19 protein-coding genes, 2 tRNA genes and 1 other RNA gene are annotated in these 20,799 nt (G+C 66.8%); 14 read left to right on the plus strand and 8 right to left on the minus strand.

Annotated features, from left to right (window positions below; genetic code table 11):
* Window positions 1-132: 132 nt before the first annotated feature.
* Window positions 133-1,137 carry a PDZ domain-containing protein gene (locus tag ACM6LR_RS35730; RefSeq protein ID WP_414940208.1) on the plus strand — a complete coding sequence of 335 codons (1,005 nt, stop codon included), beginning with the start codon at window positions 133-135 and terminating at the stop codon, window positions 1,135-1,137.
* Window positions 1,138-1,267: 130 nt separating this feature from the next.
* Here ACM6LR_RS35730 and ACM6LR_RS35735 read toward each other — a convergent pair whose 3' ends face one another.
* The gene (locus tag ACM6LR_RS35735) at window positions 1,268-1,816 is read right to left on the minus strand and encodes a PPA1309 family protein (protein WP_414940173.1); all 549 of its coding nucleotides are present in this window, start codon (window positions 1,814-1,816) and stop codon (window positions 1,268-1,270) included.
* 155 nt (window positions 1,817-1,971) lie between these two features.
* Here ACM6LR_RS35735 and ACM6LR_RS35740 point away from each other — a divergent pair, with 155 nt between their 5' ends.
* Both ACM6LR_RS35740 and ACM6LR_RS35745 read left to right on the plus strand, forming a co-directional pair.
* Complete coding sequence (locus ACM6LR_RS35740; RefSeq protein ID WP_414945373.1) at window positions 1,972-4,965, plus strand: UPF0182 family protein; 2,994 nt, start codon at window positions 1,972-1,974, stop codon at window positions 4,963-4,965.
* Window positions 4,966-5,032: 67 nt separating this feature from the next.
* Window positions 5,033-5,106 (plus strand) — tRNA-Met (locus tag ACM6LR_RS35745).
* Between the two features lie 190 nt (window positions 5,107-5,296).
* On the opposite strand, the gene ACM6LR_RS35750 is transcribed toward ACM6LR_RS35745, so the two are convergent.
* Entirely contained in the window at window positions 5,297-6,748 is a 1,452-nt protein-coding gene (locus ACM6LR_RS35750) for an FAD-dependent monooxygenase (protein ID WP_414945374.1), read from the minus strand.
* A gap of 92 nt (window positions 6,749-6,840) precedes the next feature.
* Between ACM6LR_RS35750 and ACM6LR_RS35755 the strand changes: the two genes are divergently transcribed.
* The 8 genes from ACM6LR_RS35755 (at window position 6,841) to ACM6LR_RS35790 (ending at window position 12,738) form a co-directional block, all read left to right on the plus strand.
* Window positions 6,841-7,434, plus strand: a complete 594-nt coding sequence (locus tag ACM6LR_RS35755; RefSeq protein WP_414945375.1) for a TetR family transcriptional regulator — start codon at window positions 6,841-6,843, stop codon at window positions 7,432-7,434.
* An 83-nt stretch (window positions 7,435-7,517) separates the two neighbouring features.
* Window positions 7,518-7,591: transfer RNA gene (locus ACM6LR_RS35760), tRNA-Met, on the plus strand.
* Between the two features lie 278 nt (window positions 7,592-7,869).
* On the plus strand, window positions 7,870-8,370 hold the full coding sequence (locus ACM6LR_RS35765) for a PadR family transcriptional regulator (RefSeq protein ID WP_414940169.1): 501 nt from the start codon (window positions 7,870-7,872) through the stop codon (window positions 8,368-8,370).
* A 66-nt stretch (window positions 8,371-8,436) separates the two neighbouring features.
* A complete protein-coding gene (gene prfB / locus ACM6LR_RS35770; RefSeq protein ID WP_414940168.1) occupies window positions 8,437-9,540 on the plus strand; it encodes a peptide chain release factor 2 in 1,104 nt (367 codons plus the stop codon).
* Between the two features lie 135 nt (window positions 9,541-9,675).
* Complete coding sequence (gene ftsE / locus ACM6LR_RS35775; protein ID WP_005168409.1) at window positions 9,676-10,365, plus strand: cell division ATP-binding protein FtsE; 690 nt, start codon at window positions 9,676-9,678, stop codon at window positions 10,363-10,365.
* Window positions 10,366-10,416: 51 nt separating this feature from the next.
* Window positions 10,417-11,310, plus strand: coding sequence for a permease-like cell division protein FtsX (gene ftsX / locus ACM6LR_RS35780; protein ID WP_101612636.1), 894 nt, complete (start codon window positions 10,417-10,419; stop codon window positions 11,308-11,310).
* A 52-nt stretch (window positions 11,311-11,362) separates the two neighbouring features.
* On the plus strand, window positions 11,363-11,845 hold the full coding sequence (gene smpB / locus ACM6LR_RS35785) for an SsrA-binding protein SmpB (protein ID WP_101612637.1): 483 nt from the start codon (window positions 11,363-11,365) through the stop codon (window positions 11,843-11,845).
* Window positions 11,842-12,738: an amidohydrolase family protein gene (locus tag ACM6LR_RS35790; protein WP_414945376.1), complete on the plus strand. Its 897-nt coding sequence runs from the start codon at window positions 11,842-11,844 to the stop codon at window positions 12,736-12,738. Before smpB ends, ACM6LR_RS35790 begins: the two co-directional genes overlap by 4 nt.
* Here ACM6LR_RS35790 and ACM6LR_RS35795 read toward each other — a convergent pair.
* The 5 genes from ACM6LR_RS35795 to ACM6LR_RS35815 all read right to left on the minus strand — a co-directional run bounded on the left by ACM6LR_RS35795 (window position 12,728) and on the right by ACM6LR_RS35815 (window position 16,993).
* Window positions 12,728-14,053 carry an acyltransferase family protein gene (locus ACM6LR_RS35795; protein WP_414945377.1) on the minus strand — a complete coding sequence of 442 codons (1,326 nt, stop codon included), beginning with the start codon at window positions 14,051-14,053 and terminating at the stop codon, window positions 12,728-12,730. The two genes, ACM6LR_RS35790 and ACM6LR_RS35795, sit on opposite strands and share 11 nt — an antisense overlap.
* A gap of 93 nt (window positions 14,054-14,146) precedes the next feature.
* On the minus strand, window positions 14,147-14,398 hold the full coding sequence (locus ACM6LR_RS35800; RefSeq protein WP_414940165.1) for a hypothetical protein: 252 nt from the start codon (window positions 14,396-14,398) through the stop codon (window positions 14,147-14,149).
* Window positions 14,399-14,479: 81 nt separating this feature from the next.
* Complete coding sequence (locus ACM6LR_RS35805; protein ID WP_414940164.1) at window positions 14,480-15,121, minus strand: response regulator; 642 nt, start codon at window positions 15,119-15,121, stop codon at window positions 14,480-14,482.
* A gap of 52 nt (window positions 15,122-15,173) precedes the next feature.
* The gene (locus ACM6LR_RS35810) at window positions 15,174-16,313 is read right to left on the minus strand and encodes a sensor histidine kinase (protein ID WP_414940163.1); all 1,140 of its coding nucleotides are present in this window, start codon (window positions 16,311-16,313) and stop codon (window positions 15,174-15,176) included.
* Entirely contained in the window at window positions 16,310-16,993 is a 684-nt protein-coding gene (locus ACM6LR_RS35815) for a sensor domain-containing protein (protein ID WP_414940162.1), read from the minus strand. Before ACM6LR_RS35815 ends, ACM6LR_RS35810 begins: the two co-directional genes overlap by 4 nt.
* Before the next feature lie 156 nt (window positions 16,994-17,149).
* Between ACM6LR_RS35815 and ssrA the strand changes: the two genes are divergently transcribed.
* Together ssrA and ACM6LR_RS35825 are read left to right on the plus strand one after the other, a co-directional pair.
* Window positions 17,150-17,522: a transfer-messenger RNA gene (gene ssrA, locus ACM6LR_RS35820) on the plus strand.
* Between the two features lie 583 nt (window positions 17,523-18,105).
* On the plus strand, window positions 18,106-18,321 hold the full coding sequence (locus ACM6LR_RS35825) for a hypothetical protein (protein WP_146044386.1): 216 nt from the start codon (window positions 18,106-18,108) through the stop codon (window positions 18,319-18,321).
* Here the strand turns inward: ACM6LR_RS35825 and ACM6LR_RS35830 are convergent.
* Window positions 18,309-19,094 carry an IclR family transcriptional regulator gene (locus tag ACM6LR_RS35830; protein WP_414940138.1) on the minus strand — a complete coding sequence of 262 codons (786 nt, stop codon included), beginning with the start codon at window positions 19,092-19,094 and terminating at the stop codon, window positions 18,309-18,311. The genes ACM6LR_RS35825 and ACM6LR_RS35830 overlap by 13 nt on opposite strands.
* A 176-nt stretch (window positions 19,095-19,270) precedes the next feature.
* Between ACM6LR_RS35830 and hutH the strand changes: the two genes are divergently transcribed.
* Window positions 19,271-20,797 carry a histidine ammonia-lyase gene (hutH, locus tag ACM6LR_RS35835; RefSeq protein WP_414940137.1) on the plus strand — a complete coding sequence of 509 codons (1,527 nt, stop codon included), beginning with the start codon at window positions 19,271-19,273 and terminating at the stop codon, window positions 20,795-20,797.
* Window positions 20,798-20,799: the final 2 nt, after the last annotated feature.

The raw sequence follows: 20,799 nt of genomic DNA on the forward strand, positions 1-20,799 counted from the left end.
AGCGAACACCGTCACCGTACGCTGTCACGCGTGACAGAGCCCTCGGAGGAGACCACAGCAGCGCGGAGCCGTGCGGGCTCCGCGAGTGACCAGGACCGCTCCGAACGGCGGCTGACCCGGCGGGGCTGGACGGTGCTGGTCAGCGGCGTGATGTTCGTGGCCCTCGCGCTGGTCGGGTTCTTCATTCCGGTGCCGTATGTGGCGATCAGCGCCGGCCCGACCTACGACACCCTCGGCAAGGACGCCGCCGGACAGTCGGTGATCCAGGTCAACGGGCACGAGAGCTTCCAGACCTCTGGCGAGCTGCGCATGACGACGGTCTCTCTGCGGGATGGCGGCATCACGCTGTTCAACGCGCTCGGACTCTGGGCGAGCGGCCGGTACGCGCTGGCGCCGCGCGAGGAGTACTTCAAGCCGGGTGAGACCAACGAACAGGTCCGGCGGGAGAACATCCAGCAGTTGCAGGACTCGCAGACCGCCGCTCAGGTCGCCGCCCTCCGCCGGAAGTTCCCGGTCAAGGTGCTCGCGAAGACGATCGTCTCGGGCAGTCCGGCGGACAAGGTGCTCGCCCCTGGGGACCGGCTTCTGGTGGTCAACGGAAAGACGGTCACGGAGGCGGCCGAAGTGCGGGCCGCGCTGGACGGCACCAAGCCAGGGCAGACCGTGCAGATCACCTTCAAGTCCGACGGGCAGGCCGAGCGCTCCGTTCCACTCACGCTGGCCCAGCGGCCCGACGGCCCGGAAGGCTTCATGGGTCTGACCGCGGTGGACCGCGCGGATGTCCCGTTCGATGTGAAGATCTCGCTGCAGGACGTCGGTGGCCCCTCGGCCGGTCTGATGTTCGCGCTCGCGATCGTCGACAAGATGGAGCCCGGCGACCTCGCCGCGGGCAGGCACATCGCCGGAACGGGCGAGATCTCGGAGAAAGGTGTCATCGGCGCGATCGGCGGCATCTCGTTCAAGGTGGTCGGCGCCCGGGAGGCCGGTGCCACCGACTTCCTCGTGCCCGCGCACAACTGCGCCGAGGCGAAGACCGCCGCACCCGATGGCCTGAACCTGATCAAGGTGTCCACGCTGGACGAGGCGATCGCGCAGCTCGAGAACTTGAAGGCCAGCAGGCCCACCGCCTCCTGCTGACCGCCGGGGTAGCAAGGGACCTTTGCTATCGCTCGCGGATCTGACTGACGAGAGCAAGGGACCTTTGCTATCGCCCAGCGTGCTTCCTGGGGCGGGCGATAGCAAAGGTCCCTTGCTCTCTTTTCGCAGGTCAGGGCAGTAGGGTCGCCTTCAGGGCCTCGAGCAGGTTAGGGGCCAGCTCCGGGTTCTCGATGATTTCGTCGACCGGGACGTCATTGGGTTCTTCGGGCTGCCCGGCACCGCGAAGCCGCATGACGCACGCTCCGGGACCGTCCCGCAGCACGGCGGCCACGAGCCGGGCTTCGGTACGGCGAGGGTGGTCGGCGGCCGCTTGGCGCAGGCGTTCGGCATCTGTCTCAGGGGCGACCGGAAGCTCGGCCTCGGCGTCCGGCGGCAGCACGATGATCTCCTGCGCGAGCGCGCATCCCAGCACCAGATCGGGCCACGCGATCTGCGCCAGCGCCTCACCGAGGTCACCGTCCGGCAGCGATTCCTGGGCGACCGGCGTCAGCGGGGCCGACGGGTCGATTTGCCCGGCCAGTTCGGGCTGTTCGTCCAGCAGTGCCGCGGTCGGGACCAGCGCGAACAACTGCGGCGGCTGATCCCATCCTCCGGAGGCGACGAACTCCTCGACTTCGCGGGCCAGGCCGGCCACGCCCTGCTGCTTACTCGGTGCCATTGGCTCATCGTTCCAGGCGGCCGGGCGCGCGGCCTTCCGAGTCCGGTTTGGGCGGGTTCCGGGAACTTCCGACGGCATCCGTAGAGTTAGAGCATCAGGGGCCGCACGCGGTACGCGCCCCCCGCGAAAAGTTCACCAAACCAGGAGCGTGTGCAGTGGCCACTCGGCCCCCCGTGAGCCTGCCGAAGCTGTCCCGGCGTAGCCGGATACTGCTCATCATCGCCGCAGTAGTCATTCTGGCCCTTCTTCTGGGCGCGAGACTGCTCGATACCTATGTCGACTGGCTATGGTTCGGCGAGGTCGGCGCCCGCACGGTGTTCAGCACGGTGCTGATCACCCGCGTCGTCTTGTTCTTCGCTGTAGGGCTCCTGGTGGGAGGTGCGCTCGCGGTCAGTTTGACGATCGCGTACCGGACCAGGCCGGTCTTCGTGCCGATTTCCGGCAACGACGACCCGCTCGCGCGTTATCGGTCCGCCATCGTCGGCCGGATCCGCCTGTTCGGCATCGGCATCCCGGTGCTCACCGGGCTCATCGCCGGCGCGTCCGCGCAGAGTGACTGGCAGATCGTGCAGCTGTTCCTCAACGGCGCGCCGTTCGGCCAGACCGATCCCGAGTTCGGCAACGACGTCGGCTTCTACGCCTTCGACCTGCCGTTCTACAACTGGCTCCTGGGCTGGCTGTTCATCGCGGTCGTCATCGCCTTCTTCGGCGCGCTGATCTCGCACTACGTCTTCGGCGGCATCCGGCTCGCGGGCAAGGGCGGCCAGCTCGCCGGCCCGACCCGCGCCCAGCTCGCCATCATCATCGGCCTCTTCGTGCTGCTGAAGGCGGTCGAGTACTTCTTCGACCGGTACAACCTTCTGCTCTCCGATCGGGGACTTCCACTGTTCAACGGTGCCACTTACACCGATCTGAACGCGGTCCTGCCCGCGAAGCTGATCCTTCTGTGCATCTCGGTGATCTGTGCCGTCGCGTTCTTCGCCGGCGCGTTCCTGCGCAACCTGCAGCTCCCCGCGATCGCGCTGGTGCTGCTGATCCTGTCGAACGTGCTCGTCGGCGTCGCGTGGCCCGCGGTGCTCGACCAGTTCTCCGTGAAGCCCAACGCGAACGAGAAGGAATCCGCGTCGATCCAGCGCAACATGGACGCGACCCGGCAGGCGTTCGGCCTGACCAACGTCGAGTACAAGGACTACACCGGCAAGTCGGAGGCGACCTCCTCGGAGATCAAGGCGGACAAGGGGACCGTCCCGAACATCCGGCTCCTCGATCCGAACATCCTCAGCGACACCTTCACCCAGCGCGTCGGCCGCGAGAATTTCTACGGCTTCCCGTCCAAGCTCGACATCGACCGCTACACCCTCAACGGTGTCACGCAGGACTACATCGTCGCGGCCAAGGAGATCAAGACCGAAGGCCTCGCCGGCAACCAGACGAACTGGATCAACAAGCACCTCGTCTACACACACGGAAACGGCTTCGTCGCCGCGCCGGCCAACACGATCGACCGCGCGCTGAAGGATGCCAACTCCGACGGCGGCTACCCGATCGCCACCACCAGCGACACCCAGAACCCGGCGGGAGCCGGCGCCACCGACCCGAGCAAACCGGGCATCAAGGTGGAGGAGCCTCGCATCTACTACGGCGAGCTCGCGACCGACGCCGCATACGCGATCGTCGGCGGCACGGCGGGGCAGGCGCCTGGCGAGTACGACACGGCCGTAGACCGTTCCTATATCTACAAGGGCTCCGGCGGTGTGTCGATCGACAACTGGTTCGACCGGCTCGTCTTCGCCGCCGAATACGGAGAGCGGAACATCCTCTTCTCCGACGCCATCGGCGACGGATCCAAGATCATGTTCAACCGCGAACCGCGGGACCGCGTCGCCAAGGTCGCCCCGTGGCTGACTCTGGACGGCGACCCGTATCCGGCGGTCGTCGACGGCAGGATCAAGTGGATCGTCGACGGCTACACGACGATGAACAACTTCCCGTACGCCCAGCAGACCCAGCTCGGGCAGGCCACCAACGACTCGCTCAGCGGCACCACCCGCCAGGCCAACTCCTGGATCAACTACATCCGCAACTCGGTCAAGGCCACCGTCGACGCGTTCGACGGCACCGTGAGCCTGTACGGCGTCGAGGACAACGAGCCGGTGCTCAACGCGTGGAAGAAGGTCTTCCCCGGGCTCGTCAAGCCGAGCGGCGAGATCTCGCCGGACCTGCGGTCGCACTTCCGCTACCCCGAAGACCTCTTCAAGGTGCAGCGGGAACTCCTGTCGAAGTATCACGTGAACAACCCGGCGGAGTTCTACGCACAGCAGGCGTTCTGGAGCGTGCCGCAGGACCCGACGCAGGAAGGCGGCGTGAACGCGTCCGCATCCGGTATCGCCAACCAGCCCGGCTACTACGTTCTGGCCACCGCGCCGGGCGACACCAGGCCGCGCTTCCAGCTCACCAGTTCACTGACCGGTCTTCAACGGCAATACCTGGCGGCCTGGATGTCGGTGTCCTCGGATCCCGAGGAATACGGGAAGATGCGCGTCCTGAGACTGCCGACAGGCGCCAGCGGCTCCACCCAGGTCGACGGACCCGTCCAGGTACAGAACAGATTCCAAAGTGACCCACGGGTCGCGCAGGACCGGACCCTGTTCAACAACCCGAACGTCACGGTCACCTACGGAAACCTGATCACGCTGCCCGTCGCCAACGGCTTCCTCTACGTAGAACCGGTCTACATCCGGCAACGGAATCAGCTGAGCTATCCGCAGCTGGCCCGCGTTCTGGTCTCCTACGGCACCAAGATCGGCTTCGCGCCCACCCTGAACGAGGCCCTCGACCAGGTCTTCGGCCCGGGCACGGGTTCCGGGGTCACACCGCCCCAGACCGGCGGCACCCCCGGACCCACGACGCCGCAACCGCCGGGCACGACGACGCCGCAGCCGCCCGCCAGTGGAAATCCGGGGCTCGACAAGGCCGCGAGCGAGATGCACGACGCCTGGGCCAAGTACAAGGCGGCCCAGCAGGCGGGCAACTACGCGGATCAGGGTGCAGCCCTCGCCGCACTCGATGTCGCGTACCGGGCTTACGAGTCGGCCAAGGCCAACCCGCCGGCAACCAGCGCGCCGCCCACCAGCAAGCCCGGAGGGTGATGTCGCTTACCTAGAGGGCACCTGCTTTGCGCCTGCTGGAAACGCAGGCGTAAGGTAGGTGTCACGACGCGGGGTGGAGCAGCTCGGTAGCTCGCTGGGCTCATAACCCAGAGGTCGCAGGTTCAAATCCTGTCCCCGCTACAGAGGAAAGAGGCGTGGTCTGCGGAAACGCAGACCACGCCTCTTTCGTATTTTACCGAGGGTCGAACCCCCGGCCTCCCGCTGGAGGGGCCTCGCCCCCCAGCCCCCCAAAGTGACTCGGTCGCTCAGGTGCCCGACGCAAGGGGGAGCGGGGGACCTTTGCTACCGCAGGGGGAGCGGGGGACCTTTGCTACCGCGGCGGGGTGGGAGCGGTCCAGCAGGCGTAGCCATCGGGGCGGTACAGGACGGCCTCGGTGGAGGGCCACGGAAGCTCCGTGACGAGCTGGGTGGTCAGCCGGGGTGTCTGAGAGCGGGCCGCCTCGATGTGGGGAGACGTGGTCGTCAGGAGCACGAAGTCGCCGTTGTGGAAGAGCGTGCTGGGGCGGATGGGCCCGGCGTCGGTGAGGACGTTCTGGTCCGTCAGGCGCGATCCGAGCGCGGGGTGAGACGTGCCGTAGGTCGCGTAGCGGATCCCGAGACCGGAAACCATGCCCGCCAGGTATCGGTTCACTTCGGGTAGCGCGACCAGATCGCCGAAGAGGGCGCGAAGCGCGCGAGACTCGTGAGACCGGGGAGTCAGCCCTAGCTGAGCGGCGACGTTGTGCAGCACTTGAGCGCCGACCGGGTGCCGTTCGGCCTCGTATGTGTCGAGCAGGTCGTCACTGGCCCAGCCGTGCACGGTCGCGGCCAGCTTCCAGCCCAGGTTCATGGCGTCCTGCACACCCAGGTTCAGTCCCTGGCCGCCTGCCGGGAAATGGATGTGCGCGGCATCGCCAGCCAGCAGTACCCGCCCGGCGCGGTAGTGCTCCGCCTGCCGCGCGGCGTCGGAGAACCGTGACGCCCACCGGATTTCCGCCATCGCCGCGGACTCGCCGTAGGAGTCGAGCAGTGCCTGCCGGACTTCGTCTTGCGTGACTGCGGACCGCATGTCCGCGGGCCGCGAGGCCCTGTCGCCATACACGAAGCGGTAGAGACCCGGTTCTCCCAACGGAATCAGGCCTTTGAACGTGGTTTCGCCGGTCGGCTCGCCGATGTTCCGCATCGTTCGCCACTGTTTCTGCGCACCGTCAGGTGTTTTGTCGAACAGGACGTCCGCGACCACGCCGAAACCTTCACCGTCCACGCCGGGAAAGCCCATGTCGAGTCCTTTGCGTACAACGCTTCGTGAGCCGTCGCAGCCGACGAGGAACTTCGCGCGCAGTCGCGTTTCTCCATCGTCTGTTCGGTACCGGACAGTCACAGAGGCGTTGTCCTGTACGAAATCGACTACTTCGCTGCCGCGCAGCACCTTTGTTCCTTGTGCGGCAAGCCGTTCCGTCAAGAACTCTTCGACCGTCGCCTGCGGAATCCCCAGTTGGAAAGGGAACCGAGTGTCCCAACCGTCGTAGTCGACGGGGATCATCGCGAAATGCCCGTCCTGCACCGTGGCGTAGGAGCGAGCCTCCACTCCGTCCAGAAGGCCGCGCAGCTCCAGCATTTCCGCGGTGCGCGGCTGCAGGTTCAGCGCCTTCGACAGTCCTGTGCGCTTGGAATGCCGTTCCAGCACCACGACCTCGACGCCGACGAGCGCGAGTTCGTGCGCGAGCATCAGCCCGGTCGGCCCCGCCCCGGCCACGATCACGTCCGTCCCCAGGTTGTGCATACCACTCCTTAACAACGTTAAATTGACCTGTGCCCAGCGTGCCCTTAACATCGTTAAATTGTCAAGGCGCTACCGCTGAAAGAGGGTTGAAAGTGGGTCTGACCAGGCAGGACATCGTCCGCGCCGGGCTTCGGCTGCTCAACGACGTCGGGCTCAACGGGCTGACGCTCCGCTTGATCGCGCAGGAACTCGGGGTCAAGGCTCCGGCGCTGTACTGGCACATGAAGAACAAACAGGAGCTGCTCGACGAGATGGCGACGCAGATGTACGCCGACGCGATGCCGGGCCGGGTACCGGAAGGCACGGGGGAAAGGGAGGCTCTCGAGCTGGCGTCACAGGCGATGCGCCGGATGATGCTCGCTTATCGTGACGGGGCGAAGGTCTTCTCCGGGACTTTCATGACCGACGACAGCCTGCTCGGTGACAATCCGCTCCATGGTCGGGTCGAAGCGGGGCTCGAACCGTACCTGGCTGGACGAGCGTTGTTCACCGTCTACAGCTACGTCGTCGGCTTCACCATCGAAGAGCAGGCCGTTTACCCGGTTCCGGGCGAACGGGACCCGCGCTACGACGTCACGCCCACGGCGTGGGTCTTCGACGAGGACGTCGAGGGCAGGTTCGGCGACGGGCTGACCATGGTGCTCAACGGCGTCTTCGCTTGGCTGGATGACAAACTTGCGACATAAAGGCAGGTCAGCGGCCTCTGGGAAAGTTAAGGGTACCCCCCTGAAACCCGGTTTCTCCCCCATGTAGTCTATTAACACAACGACGCGGGGTGGAGCAGCTCGGTAGCTCGCTGGGCTCATAACCCAGAGGTCGCAGGTTCAAATCCTGTCCCCGCTACAGAGAAAACGAAGCGCGGGTCTGCGGAAATCGCAGACTCGCGCTTCGTTGTTTTTCGGTTTTCGTACCGGGTGCACTCCGGGGCGATCACCGGCCGTCGTTGGTCGGGGCGGGGGACGCGTACCGCTGTCCGTGGCGAAGGCCGGTTGCGCAGCGTGTCCGGTCCATTGTGGACAGGCGTAGTGCGTTGGGCCGAATGAGCGCATATCACTAGCCACAATGGACAGATGTGCTGACCACAGTGGACACAGGTTCCGAAAGGTGGGACCGTAGAGTGCGTGTCCGAATTGAATGCAACAGCCGCCGCACTGCTCGGTCTTCTCCACGACGGTCCCGCCACGGGCGGGCAACTGGTCGCGGGGGCGGGTGAGCGTTTCGGCGCCTTCTTCAGCGTGACCCGCAGCCAGGTGTACCGGGAGCTCCCCGCCTTGTCGAAGGAGGGCCTCGTCCGCCTCGGCAAGCAGGGCCCGCGGTCGAGCCAGCAGTACCTCATCACCGCGGCGGGCAAGAAGGCGTTCAAGACGTGGCTGTCCTCCGAAGCCGGTCCTGACCACCTCCGCAGCCCGCTGATCCTGCGTCTCGTGCACGCCGGTTCGCTGACGGTGAAGCAGCGCTCGGCGCTGCTCGAGTCGGCGCGCACCAGCTACACCCTGCAGCTCGACGAGGCCAAGGCCGCCACCAAGGGCGCCGACGGGCCGTACGCGAAGGCGGTCGCCGAGTTCGCGCAGGCACAGGCGAAAGCGGCACTGAAACTGCTGGATTCCATCCCCCAGTCCTGACCCGGACAGGTGCCCACGACCGGTTCCCCGCAACCGGTCGTGGGTTTTGCCGTAACCTTGTCCGACGTGAGTGATGAGTTCGATGCGGCACTGAAGGACCTGGCCGGCAAGCTGACGCAGATCGAGTCGGTGATGGACCTGGACGCGCTGCGTGCCCAGGTGGCCGAGCTGGAGGTACAGGCATCCAGCCCGAACCTCTGGGACGACCCCGAAGCGGCACAGAAGGTCACCAGCCAGTTGTCTCACCGGCAGAGTGAGCTGCGACGCATTTCCGAGCTGCGGCAGCGGCTCGACGACCTGGGCGTCCTCTACGAGCTGGCCGAGGACGAGGGCGACACCGCCAGCGCGGCCGAGTCCGAATCCGAGCTGACGGCGCTCACCAAGGACATCGACGGGCTCGAGGTCCGCACCCTGCTGTCGGGTGAGTACGACCAGCGGAACGCCGTGATCACCATCCGGTCCGAAGCGGGTGGCGTCGACGCCGCCGACTGGGCCGAGATGCTGCTGCGCATGTACCTGCGCTGGGCGGAGCGGCACCACTACCCGACCGACGTCTATGACATCTCCTATGCCGAAGAGGCGGGCATCAAGTCCGCCACGTTCAAGGTGACCGCGCCCTACGTCTACGGCACGCTCTCGGTCGAGCAGGGCACGCACCGCCTGGTGCGCATCTCGCCGTTCGACAACCAGAGCCGTCGCCAGACCTCCTTCGCGCACGTCGAGGTGATGCCCGAGGTCGAGGAGGTCGACCACGTCGACATCCCCGAGAAGGACATCCGCGTCGACGTGTACCGCTCGTCCGGTCCCGGTGGCCAGAGCGTCAACACGACCGACTCGGCGGTGCGCATCACGCACATCCCGACCGGTGTGGTCGTTTCGTGTCAGAACGAAAAGTCGCAGCTGCAGAACAAGGCGGCCGCGATGAAGGTCCTCCAGGCGCGGCTGCTGCTGCGGAAGAAGGAGGAGGAGCGCGCCGAGATGGACGCGCTCAAGGACGGCGGCTCCAGCTGGGGCAACCAGATGCGCTCCTATGTGCTGCACCCGTATCAGATGGTCAAGGACCTGCGGACCGAGTTCGAGGTCGGCAACCCGTCGTCCGTTCTGGACGGTGAGATCGACGGTTTCCTGGAGGCGGGCATCCGTTGGCGCAAGCAGTCCGGAGCCGCGTAACAACCCTGCGTGAGAGAGCAAGGGACCTTTGCTGTCACTTTCCGGAAGAGAGTGATAGCAAAGGTCCCTTGCTCGCTTGGCCGCCGGGACCGGGCTACCCGGGCTTAACGACCGACATGGGTAGTATGCCGAACCGTGATCCGGCTCGAAGAGGTTTCCAAGGTCTACAAGACCTCGACCCGTCCCGCCCTTGAAAGGGTGTCGGTCGAGATCGACAAAGGTGAGTTCGTCTTCCTGATCGGTCCCTCGGGATCCGGGAAGTCGACCTTCCTGCGTCTGCTGTTGCGCGAAGAGGTGCCGAGCAAGGGTCGCGTGATGGTCTCCAACTTCGACGTCGCCAAGCTCGCCCGCCGCCGGGTGCCGCGCCTGCGGCAGACCATCGGCTGCGTCTTCCAGGACTTCCGCCTGCTGTCGAACAAGACCGTCGCCGAGAACGTCGCCTTCGCGCTCGAAGTCATCGGCAAGCCGCGCCCCACGATCCGCAAGGTCGTGCCCGAGGTGCTCGAACTCGTCGGCCTCGACGGCAAGGCCGACCGCCTCCCCAACGAACTCTCCGGTGGCGAGCAGCAGCGCGTCGCGATCGCCCGAGCGTTCGTGAACCGCCCGCTCGTGCTGCTCGCCGACGAGCCGACCGGGAACCTGGACCCCGACACCAGCCAGGACATCATGTTGCTGCTGGAGCGGATCAACCGCACCGGCACGACGGTGCTGATGGCCACCCACGACCATTCGATCGTGGACTCGATGCGGCGAAGGGTCGTCGAGCTTCAGCTCGGCAAGGTCATCCGTGACGACGCCCGAGGCGTCTACGGCATCGGCCGCTGACCGGCCCCTCCCTCCTCCGTAACCCACGACTTCCAAGGGACAGCAACCCCGATGCGCGCCAGTTTCGTCTTCAGCGAGGTAGTCACCGGCTTGCGCCGGAACGTCACGATGACCATCGCGATGATCCTCACCACCGCGGTCTCCCTCGCCATGCTCGGCTTCGGTCTGCTGGCCGTCGGAACGATCGACAAGATGAAGGCCAACTTCCTCGCCGACGTCGAGGTTTCGGTCTATCTGGTCAACGACATCAGCTCGGGTGACCCGAACTGCTCGCAGTCCGCCTGCCAGTCGCTGCGCCAGGACCTGCAGGGCAACGACGGCGTCGAGTCGGTCGTGTTCGAGAACCGCGAGCAGTCCTACGAGCGGTTCAAGAAGATGTTCGAGAGCCAGCCGGAACTGCTCGCGCTGACCGGGCCGGAGGCGCTGCCCGCGTCGCTGCACGTCAAACTGAAGAACCCCGAGCGCAGCCAGGCGATCATCCAGGAGTACACCGGAAAACCCGGCGTCAGCAAGGTCGACGACCAGCAGAAGGCATTGGACCGCGTGTTCAACGCGCTCAACGGTGTGCGGAACCTGGCCTTCGGGGCCGCGCTGATCATGGCCATCGCCGCGCTGATGCTGATCGCCAACACGATCCAGGTGTCGGCGTTCACCCGGCGCACCGAGGTCGGCATCATGCGCCTGGTCGGCGCGACCCGCTGGTACACCCAGCTGCCGTTCCTCCTGGAGGCGGTGGTCGCCGGTCTCGTCGGTGCGATCATCGGCATCGTCTTCCTCGTGCTCACCAAGGTGCTGTTGCTCGACCTGGTGCTCACGGGTGACGTGTTCCCCGCGGTCGGCATGCTCGAATTGCTGTTCCCGGTGGCGCCGATCCTGCTCGCCGTGTCGGTCATCATTTCGGCCATCACCGGCTACGTGACGCTGCGCCTGTACGTGCGCCACTGACCTGCCCGATAACCACCTGCCCGAACACAGAAACTCACGTAGAGTCGCCGCTATGCCCAAGGAACGTGGACACAAGGTGATCGTGTCGAACCGCAAGGCTCGCCACGATTACTCCATCCTCGACACCTACGAAGCCGGTCTCGTGCTCGTCGGTACCGAGGTGAAGAGCCTGCGTGAAGGACGGGCATCACTGGCCGACGCGTTCGCCACGGTGGACGACGGCGAAGTCTGGCTGCGCAACGTGCACATCCCGGAGTACGTCCAGGGCACGTGGACGAACCACACACCACGGCGCACCCGGAAACTGCTGCTGCACCGCCAGGAGATCGAGCGGCTCATCGGCAAGACCAAGGAGAGCGGGCTTTCCCTGGTTCCGCTGTCGATGTACTTCAAGGACGGCAAGGTCAAGGTCGAGATCGCGCTGGCCAAGGGCAAGAAGTCCTACGACAAGCGTCAGGACATCTCCAAGCGGGACGCGGACCGCACCATCAGCCGGGCCCTGGGCCGGGCGCTGAAGGGCCGGTACAACGATTGATCCACGGACCCGCTTCGGACGCCGAGATCCCTGGCTGGATCACGGCGCTGGGCATCGACGGGCTCGTGGACCTTCATCTGCACTTCCTGCCGAAGCCGGTCATGGACAAGGTGTGGGCCTATTTCGACCAGGCCGAGGAGCACTACGGCATGGCCTGGCCGGTGTACTACCGCACGTCGGAGGAAGTGCGGATCGAAACCCTGCGCTCGTTCGGCGTGCGCAAGTTCGCGCCGCTGGTCTATCCGCACAAACCCGGTATGGCCGAATGGCTGACATCCTGGGCGCTGGAGTTCGCGGAACGCGTCCCGGACGCCGTGCCGACGGGCACGTTCTACCCTGAGCCGTCGGCACTGTCCGTTGTGGACGGTGCGCTGCGCGCGGGCGCCCGCTGTTTCAAGGCGCACGTCCAGGTCGGCGCCTACGACCCGCGTGTCGCACTGCTGGACGGCGTCTGGGGCGCGCTGGCCGACGCGGGTGTCCCAGTGGTCGTCCACTGTGGACACGGACCGTTGAAGGGTGCCTTCACCGGGCTACGGCTGTTCGAAGAGATCCTGGTGCGGCATCCGAACCTGACTCTGGTGCTCGCCCACGCCGGGATGCCCGAGATCGCTTTCGCGTTCGAGCTGGCCAGGAAGTATCCGCGCGTGTACCTCGACACCACGATGGTCGGGGTAAAGTTCACCCAGCGCGGCAATCCGCTCCCGCCGGACTGGACGGACCTGCTGGCCGAGTTCCCCGATCGCGTCGTGCTCGGCACCGACTTCCCCAACATCCCGTACTCCTACGCCACGCAGCTGCAGGCGATCGCCGGCTGGGCCGCCGACGATCGCCTTGGTGAGCCGTTCCTGCGGGCGGTGCTGCACGACACCCCCGCGAAACTGCTCAGCGTTTGAGCTGAGCCGATTCGGTGATCGTGAGCGCGCGGCCGAGCAGCCGAGTCCCCAGATCCGAGACCGAGATCTGCTTACCGGCCAAGACGAATCCGCCCGTCGCCAGCGCCACCCACGGCACCGGTCCCTGGGTGAGGCCGTCGCTCAGCGGGGCGAAACCGTGCGCGGCCAGTCCCAGCAGGCCACCGGCGATCGCCAGCCCGGCGACGACGAGCTGAGGCGTGTGCGCGGTCGACGCCGGGCCGTCGCTCTGCGTTTCGAAGCGGGCGAAAAGCCGCAGGAGACCGAGGAGCACCAGTCCGCAGGCGCCGAGCCAGACCGGGATCATCGTCAGCCACAGCACGGAACCCGGTTCGGGAGTCTCGTAACCCAGGCCGTAGACCGCGACACCGGAGACGACGATCAGCGCCGGCATATGCCACAGGTAGACGCTCATGAACCGCGGGCCGATCCACGCCAACGCGGCGTCGAGGTTCGGGCGGGCGGCCAGTGCGTTCAGCTGCGGTTTGAAGGCCAGCAAGAGGCCGATCTGACCGATCGCGAGGAAGGCCAGCAGCACGGTCGGCGGGCTCATGTTCGACACCGGGGCGCCCGGCATACCGATCATGCTGGCGGGGTACGGGCCGAAGGCGACCAGCAGCGCGGTAATGCCGAATCCGGCGGCGGACATGCCCAGCGCGGCGTTGCGGCTCAGCGAGCCGAGACGACCCTGTGTGTAGTGGAAGCCGAGCTGGTGCACGGCCATCCAGACGAAGACGGCGTTCGCGAAACCGATCAGGCCGAGGTCGTTGAAGCGGGCGAAGTCGACGAGGACGGCGGCGGCGAGCATCACGAGCGGGACCTTGAGGCCCCAGCGACGGTGCGCCGCGGCCAGCGTCGGGGTGAGCAGCACGGTGAGCACGTACACGGCCAGGAACCACAACAGCTGTGCGGCGATCGCGCCGCCGACCTGCAGGGGCTGCTCCGGAACGCCCATGCCGCGCAGGATGTCCGGGACGAAGAGCCAGACGGCCACGAGCGGCAGTACCGGGATCATCAGCCGCCTGAGGCGGGCCGCGAGCCAGGAACGCGAACTTTCCGCGCGGCCCAAGGAGATCAGGTTCGCCGCGCCACCGGCGAAGAACACGAGCGGCATGACCTGGGAAAGCCAGGTGATGACCCACCAGCCGGGCGTCGCGAGTGCGTTCCCGGTGGAGAGATGGCCGTCGGCGTAGGAGAGCACCGGCATGCCCCAGTGCTGAACGACGACCGCGAGGATCGCGACCGCTCGGACGATGTCCAGGAACCTGTCCCGGCCCTGTTTCTGACTCGTGTGCATGGGAAAGAGCCTGGTGCTTCAGAGCCTCGTAAACAGCGGGGCGGACCGCCGTATCGATCTTCCGGTTTTCCCCCTCCGGAGGTGGAGTTTTCCCTACCCCACACCGTCGTTCTCGGGCTCCGGCCGCGGCGCGGGTTCCGGGACCGGGGCGGAGCACAGCCGGAATTCCCAGCTGTCGTCCTCGGCGAGGCCGAGTTCGTACCGGGTTTCGATCTTCGGCCCGTCGTGCAGATGGACGTGTTTGAGCACGGTGCCCGCGATCGGCTCGGTGTCACCGAGTTCCTGGACACGTCCGTCGAGCGGCCCGCCGAAGAAGCGGACGCTGTGGGAGGGCCTGTCGGTCATGGGTCCTCCTCGGTTCGGCTCGTCTCTCACCAACAGTCTGCCCATGTTAGGTGAGTGACGGCTTCGCCACCAAGAGCTACTTCAGCGTCCTAAGTAAGTGAGAACCGCGCGGACCCGGCGGTGCTCCACCGAACTCGCTTCGAGGCCGAGCTTCGAGAAGATGTTGCCGATGTGCTTCTCGACGGCGCCGTGCGAGACGACGAGCGAGTTCGCGATAGCGGTGTTCGACAGGCCCTGCGCCATCAGCCCCAGCACTTCGGACTCGCGGGCCGTGAGCGCGTCGAGGGGGTTCTTGCGGCCTCGTGCCATCAGCTGCGCGATGACGTCCGGGTCGATGGCCGTACCACCGCCGGCGACCCGCTTGACCGCGTCGAGGAAGTCGCCGACGTCCGCGACGCGCTCCTTGAGCAGGTAGCCGACTCCGCCCGCGCCGCCGGACAGCAGCTCGACCGCGTAGCTCTCTTCGACGTACTGGGAAAGCACCAGGACAGGCAGCCCAGGAATGGCCTCACGGGCGCCCAGCGCCGCGCGCAGGCCCTCATCGGTGAAGGTGGGCGGCATCCGCACATCGACGATCGCGAGATCCGGCCGGTGCTCCTTGACCGCGCCCAGCAGGTCGTCGCCGTTGTCCACGGCCGCGACGGTCTCGATGTCCTCGTCGGCGAGCAGACGGATCACCCCCTCGCGCAACAGAACCGCGTCTTCGGCGATGACAACCCGCATGCTGCCCCCAGCGTCGTGAGTGAATGGCGGAGCCTATTCACTCACGAGCTGGTCACCATTGACACGGCAGGTCCGCGCGAATCACCGTCGGGCCACCGGGCGGGCTGAGAACGGTGATCACGCCGTCGATCGTGGCCGCCCGGTCGGCGAGTCCGGCGAGACCGCCGCCAGGCCGGACCTCGGCGCCGCCGTGCCCGTTGTCAGTGATCTCGACGATCACCATCGAGTCCGTGCGCCACACCTTCACACCGGCTTCGGTCGCTCCGGAGTGCTTCGCGATGTTGGTCAGCGTCTCGCCGACGATGAAGTACGCCGTCGTCTCGACCGCCCCCGGTGGCCGCGGCTCGACGTCCACCCGGACATCGACGTGGATCGGAGACTTCGCGGCCTGCGCGGACAGCGCGGCGTCGAGGCCGCGGTCACCGAGCACGGCCGGGTAGATGCCCCGGGCGAGGTCACGCAGTTCCGAAACCGCGAGTTTGGCGTCGAGGTGCGCTTCGTCGATCAGTTCGCGCACGGCGTTCGGGTCATGGTCGAACTTCGACTTCGCGCGGCCGAGGCTCATCGCGACGGCGACCAGGCGCTGTTGGGCGCCGTCGTGCAGGTCGCGCTCGATGCGGCGGCGTTCGGCCTCGGCCGCGTCGACACCGCGGGCCCGTGACGCTTGCAGGTGTTCCGCCTTTTGCTCCAGTCGCTGGGTGCGGTTCGGGCCGAGGAAGGTGAAGGCCAGATTGCCGTGCAGCCAGGCGAGCCACGGGGTCACCCAGATCGCCATCGGCAGCAGCACGATCGAGGCGAGCGCGATCGGGAGTTCCACACAGGCCAGCGGGAACGCGAGCATCAGGTAGGCGAGGTCGCGCCACGTCGTCGGGTCGGTCAGCCGGGTCAGCCAGCGCTTGATCAGCGAAAGGCCGTCCACGGAGAGCCGCTCGACCGGTTCCAGCGGTGTGCCGAGCATCTTCCGCGCCCAGCCGCGCTCGCGGTCGGCGGACCAGCGGACGAAGCTGGTCGTGGCCATGAGGATCGGGAAGCCGATCCACACCACCACGGTCGCGATCCCGACCGCGAGGCCGGTGACGATCAAGATGAACTGGAGGAGCCGGAAGAACCAGCTGACGATCACGTAGACGATCGACTTCAGTGGCCGCGGTCGCGGAATCTCCACGTGCTGTACCTGCTGATCGATCGTCATCCGGTCACCGTGCTCTCGCCCCAAGAGTCCTCGAGACGGCGGCGCTGGGTGTGGGTGGGCCCGAGCAACGCCGTCGCCAGCCGCGCGTGCGTGCCGGCCAGCGCTTTCGTCAACGCTACCGAGAGGGCGACGCACAGCACCCCGAGAGCGGCCCACGGCAACGCCGAGACCGTCGAGTCGACGGTGAACCACGGAACGTCGTAGTTCGGGAACCGGTACTCGCCGCCCGGGAGGAAGCGGTAGTAGATCGGCAGGCCGGCGAGGCCGAGACTGGTCGACCAGAACACCGTGACCAGCACGAACTCGACGATCCCGACCGGGAACAACAGGAGGAAGTAGCCGAGGTCGCGCCAGGTCGAGCCGTCCTTCAGCCGCGCCTTCCAGCGCACGGACTGGCCGCCGACGGGCAGCGGGAGGTACGGCAGGTCGATGTAGCGGTCGAGCAGCGCATACACCCTGGCGCGCTCCATCCGGGCGGCCCCGCGGACCGCCAGGATCACCAGTGCGAGGATCGGAATCCCGATCCAGACGACCGCCGTGCCGATGCCCAGCCAGAGGAACGCCATCAGGAGCGCGAACGCGCACGTGCCCATCGGCAGGTTCATCAGCAGGTAGACGAGTGAGCCGCCGAACGACGGATCGGACCTGCTCAGCTCCCGCTCGGCCGCTAGCGAACTCATGGTCGTGCTCCTCTCTGGTTCGAGGAAACAAGCATCGCCTGCCGGAGGGGAGCGGTGACATGGTGCCCGCGGGCATCTCCCCGGTGGGGTTAGCCCCACCGCCGGGATCAACCCGGTTGCCGTCCGCGTTATGCTGTACAGGTTGTGTCCCATCAAGGGGGTGAACGGTTTCGACTTTGGACGTCGAATCAGGAGAAGCGTGCCGGTGCAGGCGAGAGACCACCGTAAGCGTCATCGCAAACCAATAAGCGCCGAGCCTAAGAGCCAGCGCGAGTTCGCTCTTGCTGCCTAAGCAGTAGAGTGACTCTGTCGGTCCGGGGTCGCCTCCGACCCGGTCACCGGCATCAGCTAGGAGGCTTACCGCCGCACTCGGCTACGGGGTGCGGTTGGGAATCAAACAGTGGCTGGGCTCGTCACTTCAGCTTGTTCGCGTGACTGAAGGGGCCAAGTAGAGACATAGCGGACTGCGCACGGAGAAGTCCTGGTGACACGCCAGAGGACCCGGGTTCAATTCCCGGCACCTCCACTGGTCGACGGAAGCGGCTCCGCCCCTCGGGGTGGGGCCGCTTCTTCGTGTGTCGTGGGAGCTTGGGCTGAACCGGCTGCGGCGTAGCAGCGGTCTCGCTCTTGCTGCCAGATCGAGTCGGCGTCGAGGTCCTGGTACTCGGTCCGCAACCGCCGAGCGAGGAGGCAGAAGCCCGAACTGGGCCGGCCACTCTCCTTGGAGACGCCGAGCGCGCTCCACAGCGGCTCTCCGCGGTCCGCGGCGCGGGTCGACGCCTGGTCGAGGAACTGACCGAGGTGATCGGCGCGCACGCCGATTGAGCACTGGAGATCATCGTCCGGAGTATGAGATGTGATCGCGGACAGGGTCAGCGCGAGCCGCGCCGTCGTGGCGGGGATTGGGCGCTTGGCGCCGGACACTGGTGTGCCGTTTCAATGCCCGACTTGAGTTCTCTTTGAATCACAGAGCGTAGCTAAATCTAGATCGATTTCATCTCAATTCACCCGCGCCGGGAACAGTCGACGGGTGGGATGTCATGCTAGGTGTCCGACCATGGCCCTCTTTCGAACCGACCCCGTGTCGCCGGAGGGCCGGAAGAAGGTAGCAGATGACCTGGGCTAGGCATTCCAGTCGTCCCGACCCCGCTGAAGACCAGAGCCGGATGGCGGGTGTGCGCGCGGAAGAAGAAGTCCGCCTCACCCTGCAGAACGGCAGAGCCGCGCGAACCGTCGCCGGGCACTCTTCGAGTGCTCTCGACTGTGCGGAACTGCTGGCGATGCTCGGCCTTGAGGGAGTCCAGAAGAGGCACGCTCAGCGCACCTGACCCCCGATCCGGGTGGTCAGTTCGGCCGCGGTCAGACGGACCTCTTCGGCGAGGTCAGGCCAAGTTTCCTCGCAGCCTTCAGTTCCTGGGCAGAGGTGGCGGAGGGTCACGCTGATCGCGGCCATCGGCCGGCCGCCGTGGTCGAAGACCGGGCAGGCCACCGAGGCGAATCCATCGGTGACGTGTCCGTCTTCCACCGCCCAGCCGAGCCTGCCCTCCGCGTTCAGCGTGCGACGCAGTTCGGCGAGGGTGCGCGGGCCGCGACCGGTACGCAGGACGAACGTCGACGCGGCAGGGAAGAGCGCACGCACGTGCGGTGACTGCAGGTGCCGCAGGATCGCCCTTCCCGACGCGGTGAGCTGGCCGGGTAGCCGGACGCCGACCTCTGTGACCAGTGTTTCCGGCCGCGTGGGTCGCTCTTTGACCAGATAGAGCGACTCGTTGCCGTGCAGCACGCCGAGATGCGCGGTGTGGCCGACCCGGTCGGCGAGTTTGCGCAGCAGCGGGACCGCGAGTCTTTCCAGCGGGTCGTGCCTCAAGTAGGCCGAGCCGAGTTCGAACGCGGCGATGCCGAGACCGTACCGGCGTTCGGTGGGCAGGTGTGCCACGAAACCGGCGGCCTCCAGTTCGGCGAGCAGGTGATATGTCGTCGAGCGCGGGAGGTCGAGTTCGCGCGCGATCGCGGTCGCGGACATCGGGCCCGGCCGGGCGGCGAGAGCGCGAAGGATGCCCAGGCCGCGGCGCAGTGCGGGTACCTCGCTGCTCTCACCCATCGTGACCTCCTGTCTCGCTCAGCGGTGGTAGCGAGGGACCTTTGCTACCGCTTACTTAGGCACGCTAAACAAGCGACAGCAAAGGTCCCTTGCTACCACCGTGCGTGTCTTGGATACCAGACACAACCACCGGTTGGGGCCGCCCACCAGCGGGCATGGCGTTGTCCAATGGGGCCATGCCGGAAACCGTACTTCTGGGGTCTGAACCGCTTCGGCCCGAACAGGTCGTCGCGGTCGCCCGTGACCACTCGCCCGTCGCGGTCAGCGAAGCGGCCGAGAAGAATCTCGCCGCGACGCGTCAGCACATCGACAACCTCGCCCATGCCGAGACGCCGACGTACGGCGTTTCGACGGGCTTCGGGGCTCTCGCCACCAGGCACATCCCGCTCGAGAGCCGCACGGCGCTTCAGCGGTCGCTGATCCGTTCGCACGCGGCCGGCGCGGGCCCGGTCGTCGAGACCGAGGTCGTGCGCGCGCTGATGTTGCTGCGTCTCCGCACCCTCACCAGCGGCTACACCGGCGTCCGGCCGAGCACCGCGCAAGCGCTTGCGGCCCTCCTCAACGCCGGGATCACCCCGCTCGTCCACGAGTACGGCTCTCTCGGCTGCTCCGGCGACCTCGCGCCTCTCGCCGCCGTAGCGCTCGCGCTGATGGGGGAGGGCGAAGTCGAGTACAACGGCGAAGTCGTTCAGGCGAGCGTCGCACTGAAGCATGCTGGGATCGAGCCGGTCGTTCTCGCGGAGAAGGAGGGCCTCGCCCTCACTAACGGGACCGACGGCATGCTCGGCATGCTCCTGCTGGCTGCGGCGGATCTGGGCAAGCTTCTTGATACCGCCGACATCACCGCGGCGATGAGCGTCGAAGCGCTCCTCGGCACCGATCGAGCCTTCGCAGCCGATCTCCAGGCCCTGCGGCCGCACCCCGGGCAGGCACTGAGCGCCGAGCGCATGTGGAAGGCGCTTCAGGACTCGAAAATCGTCGAGAGCCACCGCGGTCCGGACTGCAACCGCGTTCAGGACGCGTACTCACTCCGCTGTTCGCCCCAGGTGCACGGCGGCGCACGCGACAGCCTCACGCACGCTGAACTCATCGCCGAGCGTGAGCTTCACTCCGCGGTCGACAACCCGGTCGTGCTGTCCGACGGCCGCGTCGAGTCGAACGGCAATTTCCACGGCGCCCCGGTCGCGTACGTGCTCGACTTCCTCGCCATCCCGCTCGCGGACGTCGCCAGCATCGCCGAGCGCCGCACGGACCGCATGCTCGACAAGTCCCGTTCGCACGGCCTGCCGCCGTTCCTCGCGTTCGACCCCGGCGTCGATTCCGGCCACATGATCGCCCAGTACACGCAGGCGGCCGTGGTCAGCGAACTCAAACGCCTCGCGGTGCCGGCGTCGGTCGACTCGATCCCGAGCAGCGCCATGCAGGAGGACCACGTCTCCATGGGCTGGTCCGCCGCACGCAAGCTGCGCAAGGCCGTCGAGGGCCTGAACACCGTTCTCGCCATCGAACTGCTCACCGCCGCGCGGGCACTCGACATGCGCGCGCCGCTCGCCCCGTCACCGGTCACCGGCCGGGTCCGGGATCTGGTCCGCACCAAGGTCGAGGGTCCCGGCCCCGACCGTCACCTGGCGCCGGAGATCGCCGCCGCCGAAGAACTCGTCGCGTCGGGCGCCGTCCTCGTCGCGGCCCACCTGGAGGTCTGAGC

The organism is Amycolatopsis sp. cmx-11-32, from assembly GCF_047608695.1.
Taxonomy (GTDB): domain Bacteria; phylum Actinomycetota; class Actinomycetes; order Mycobacteriales; family Pseudonocardiaceae; genus Amycolatopsis.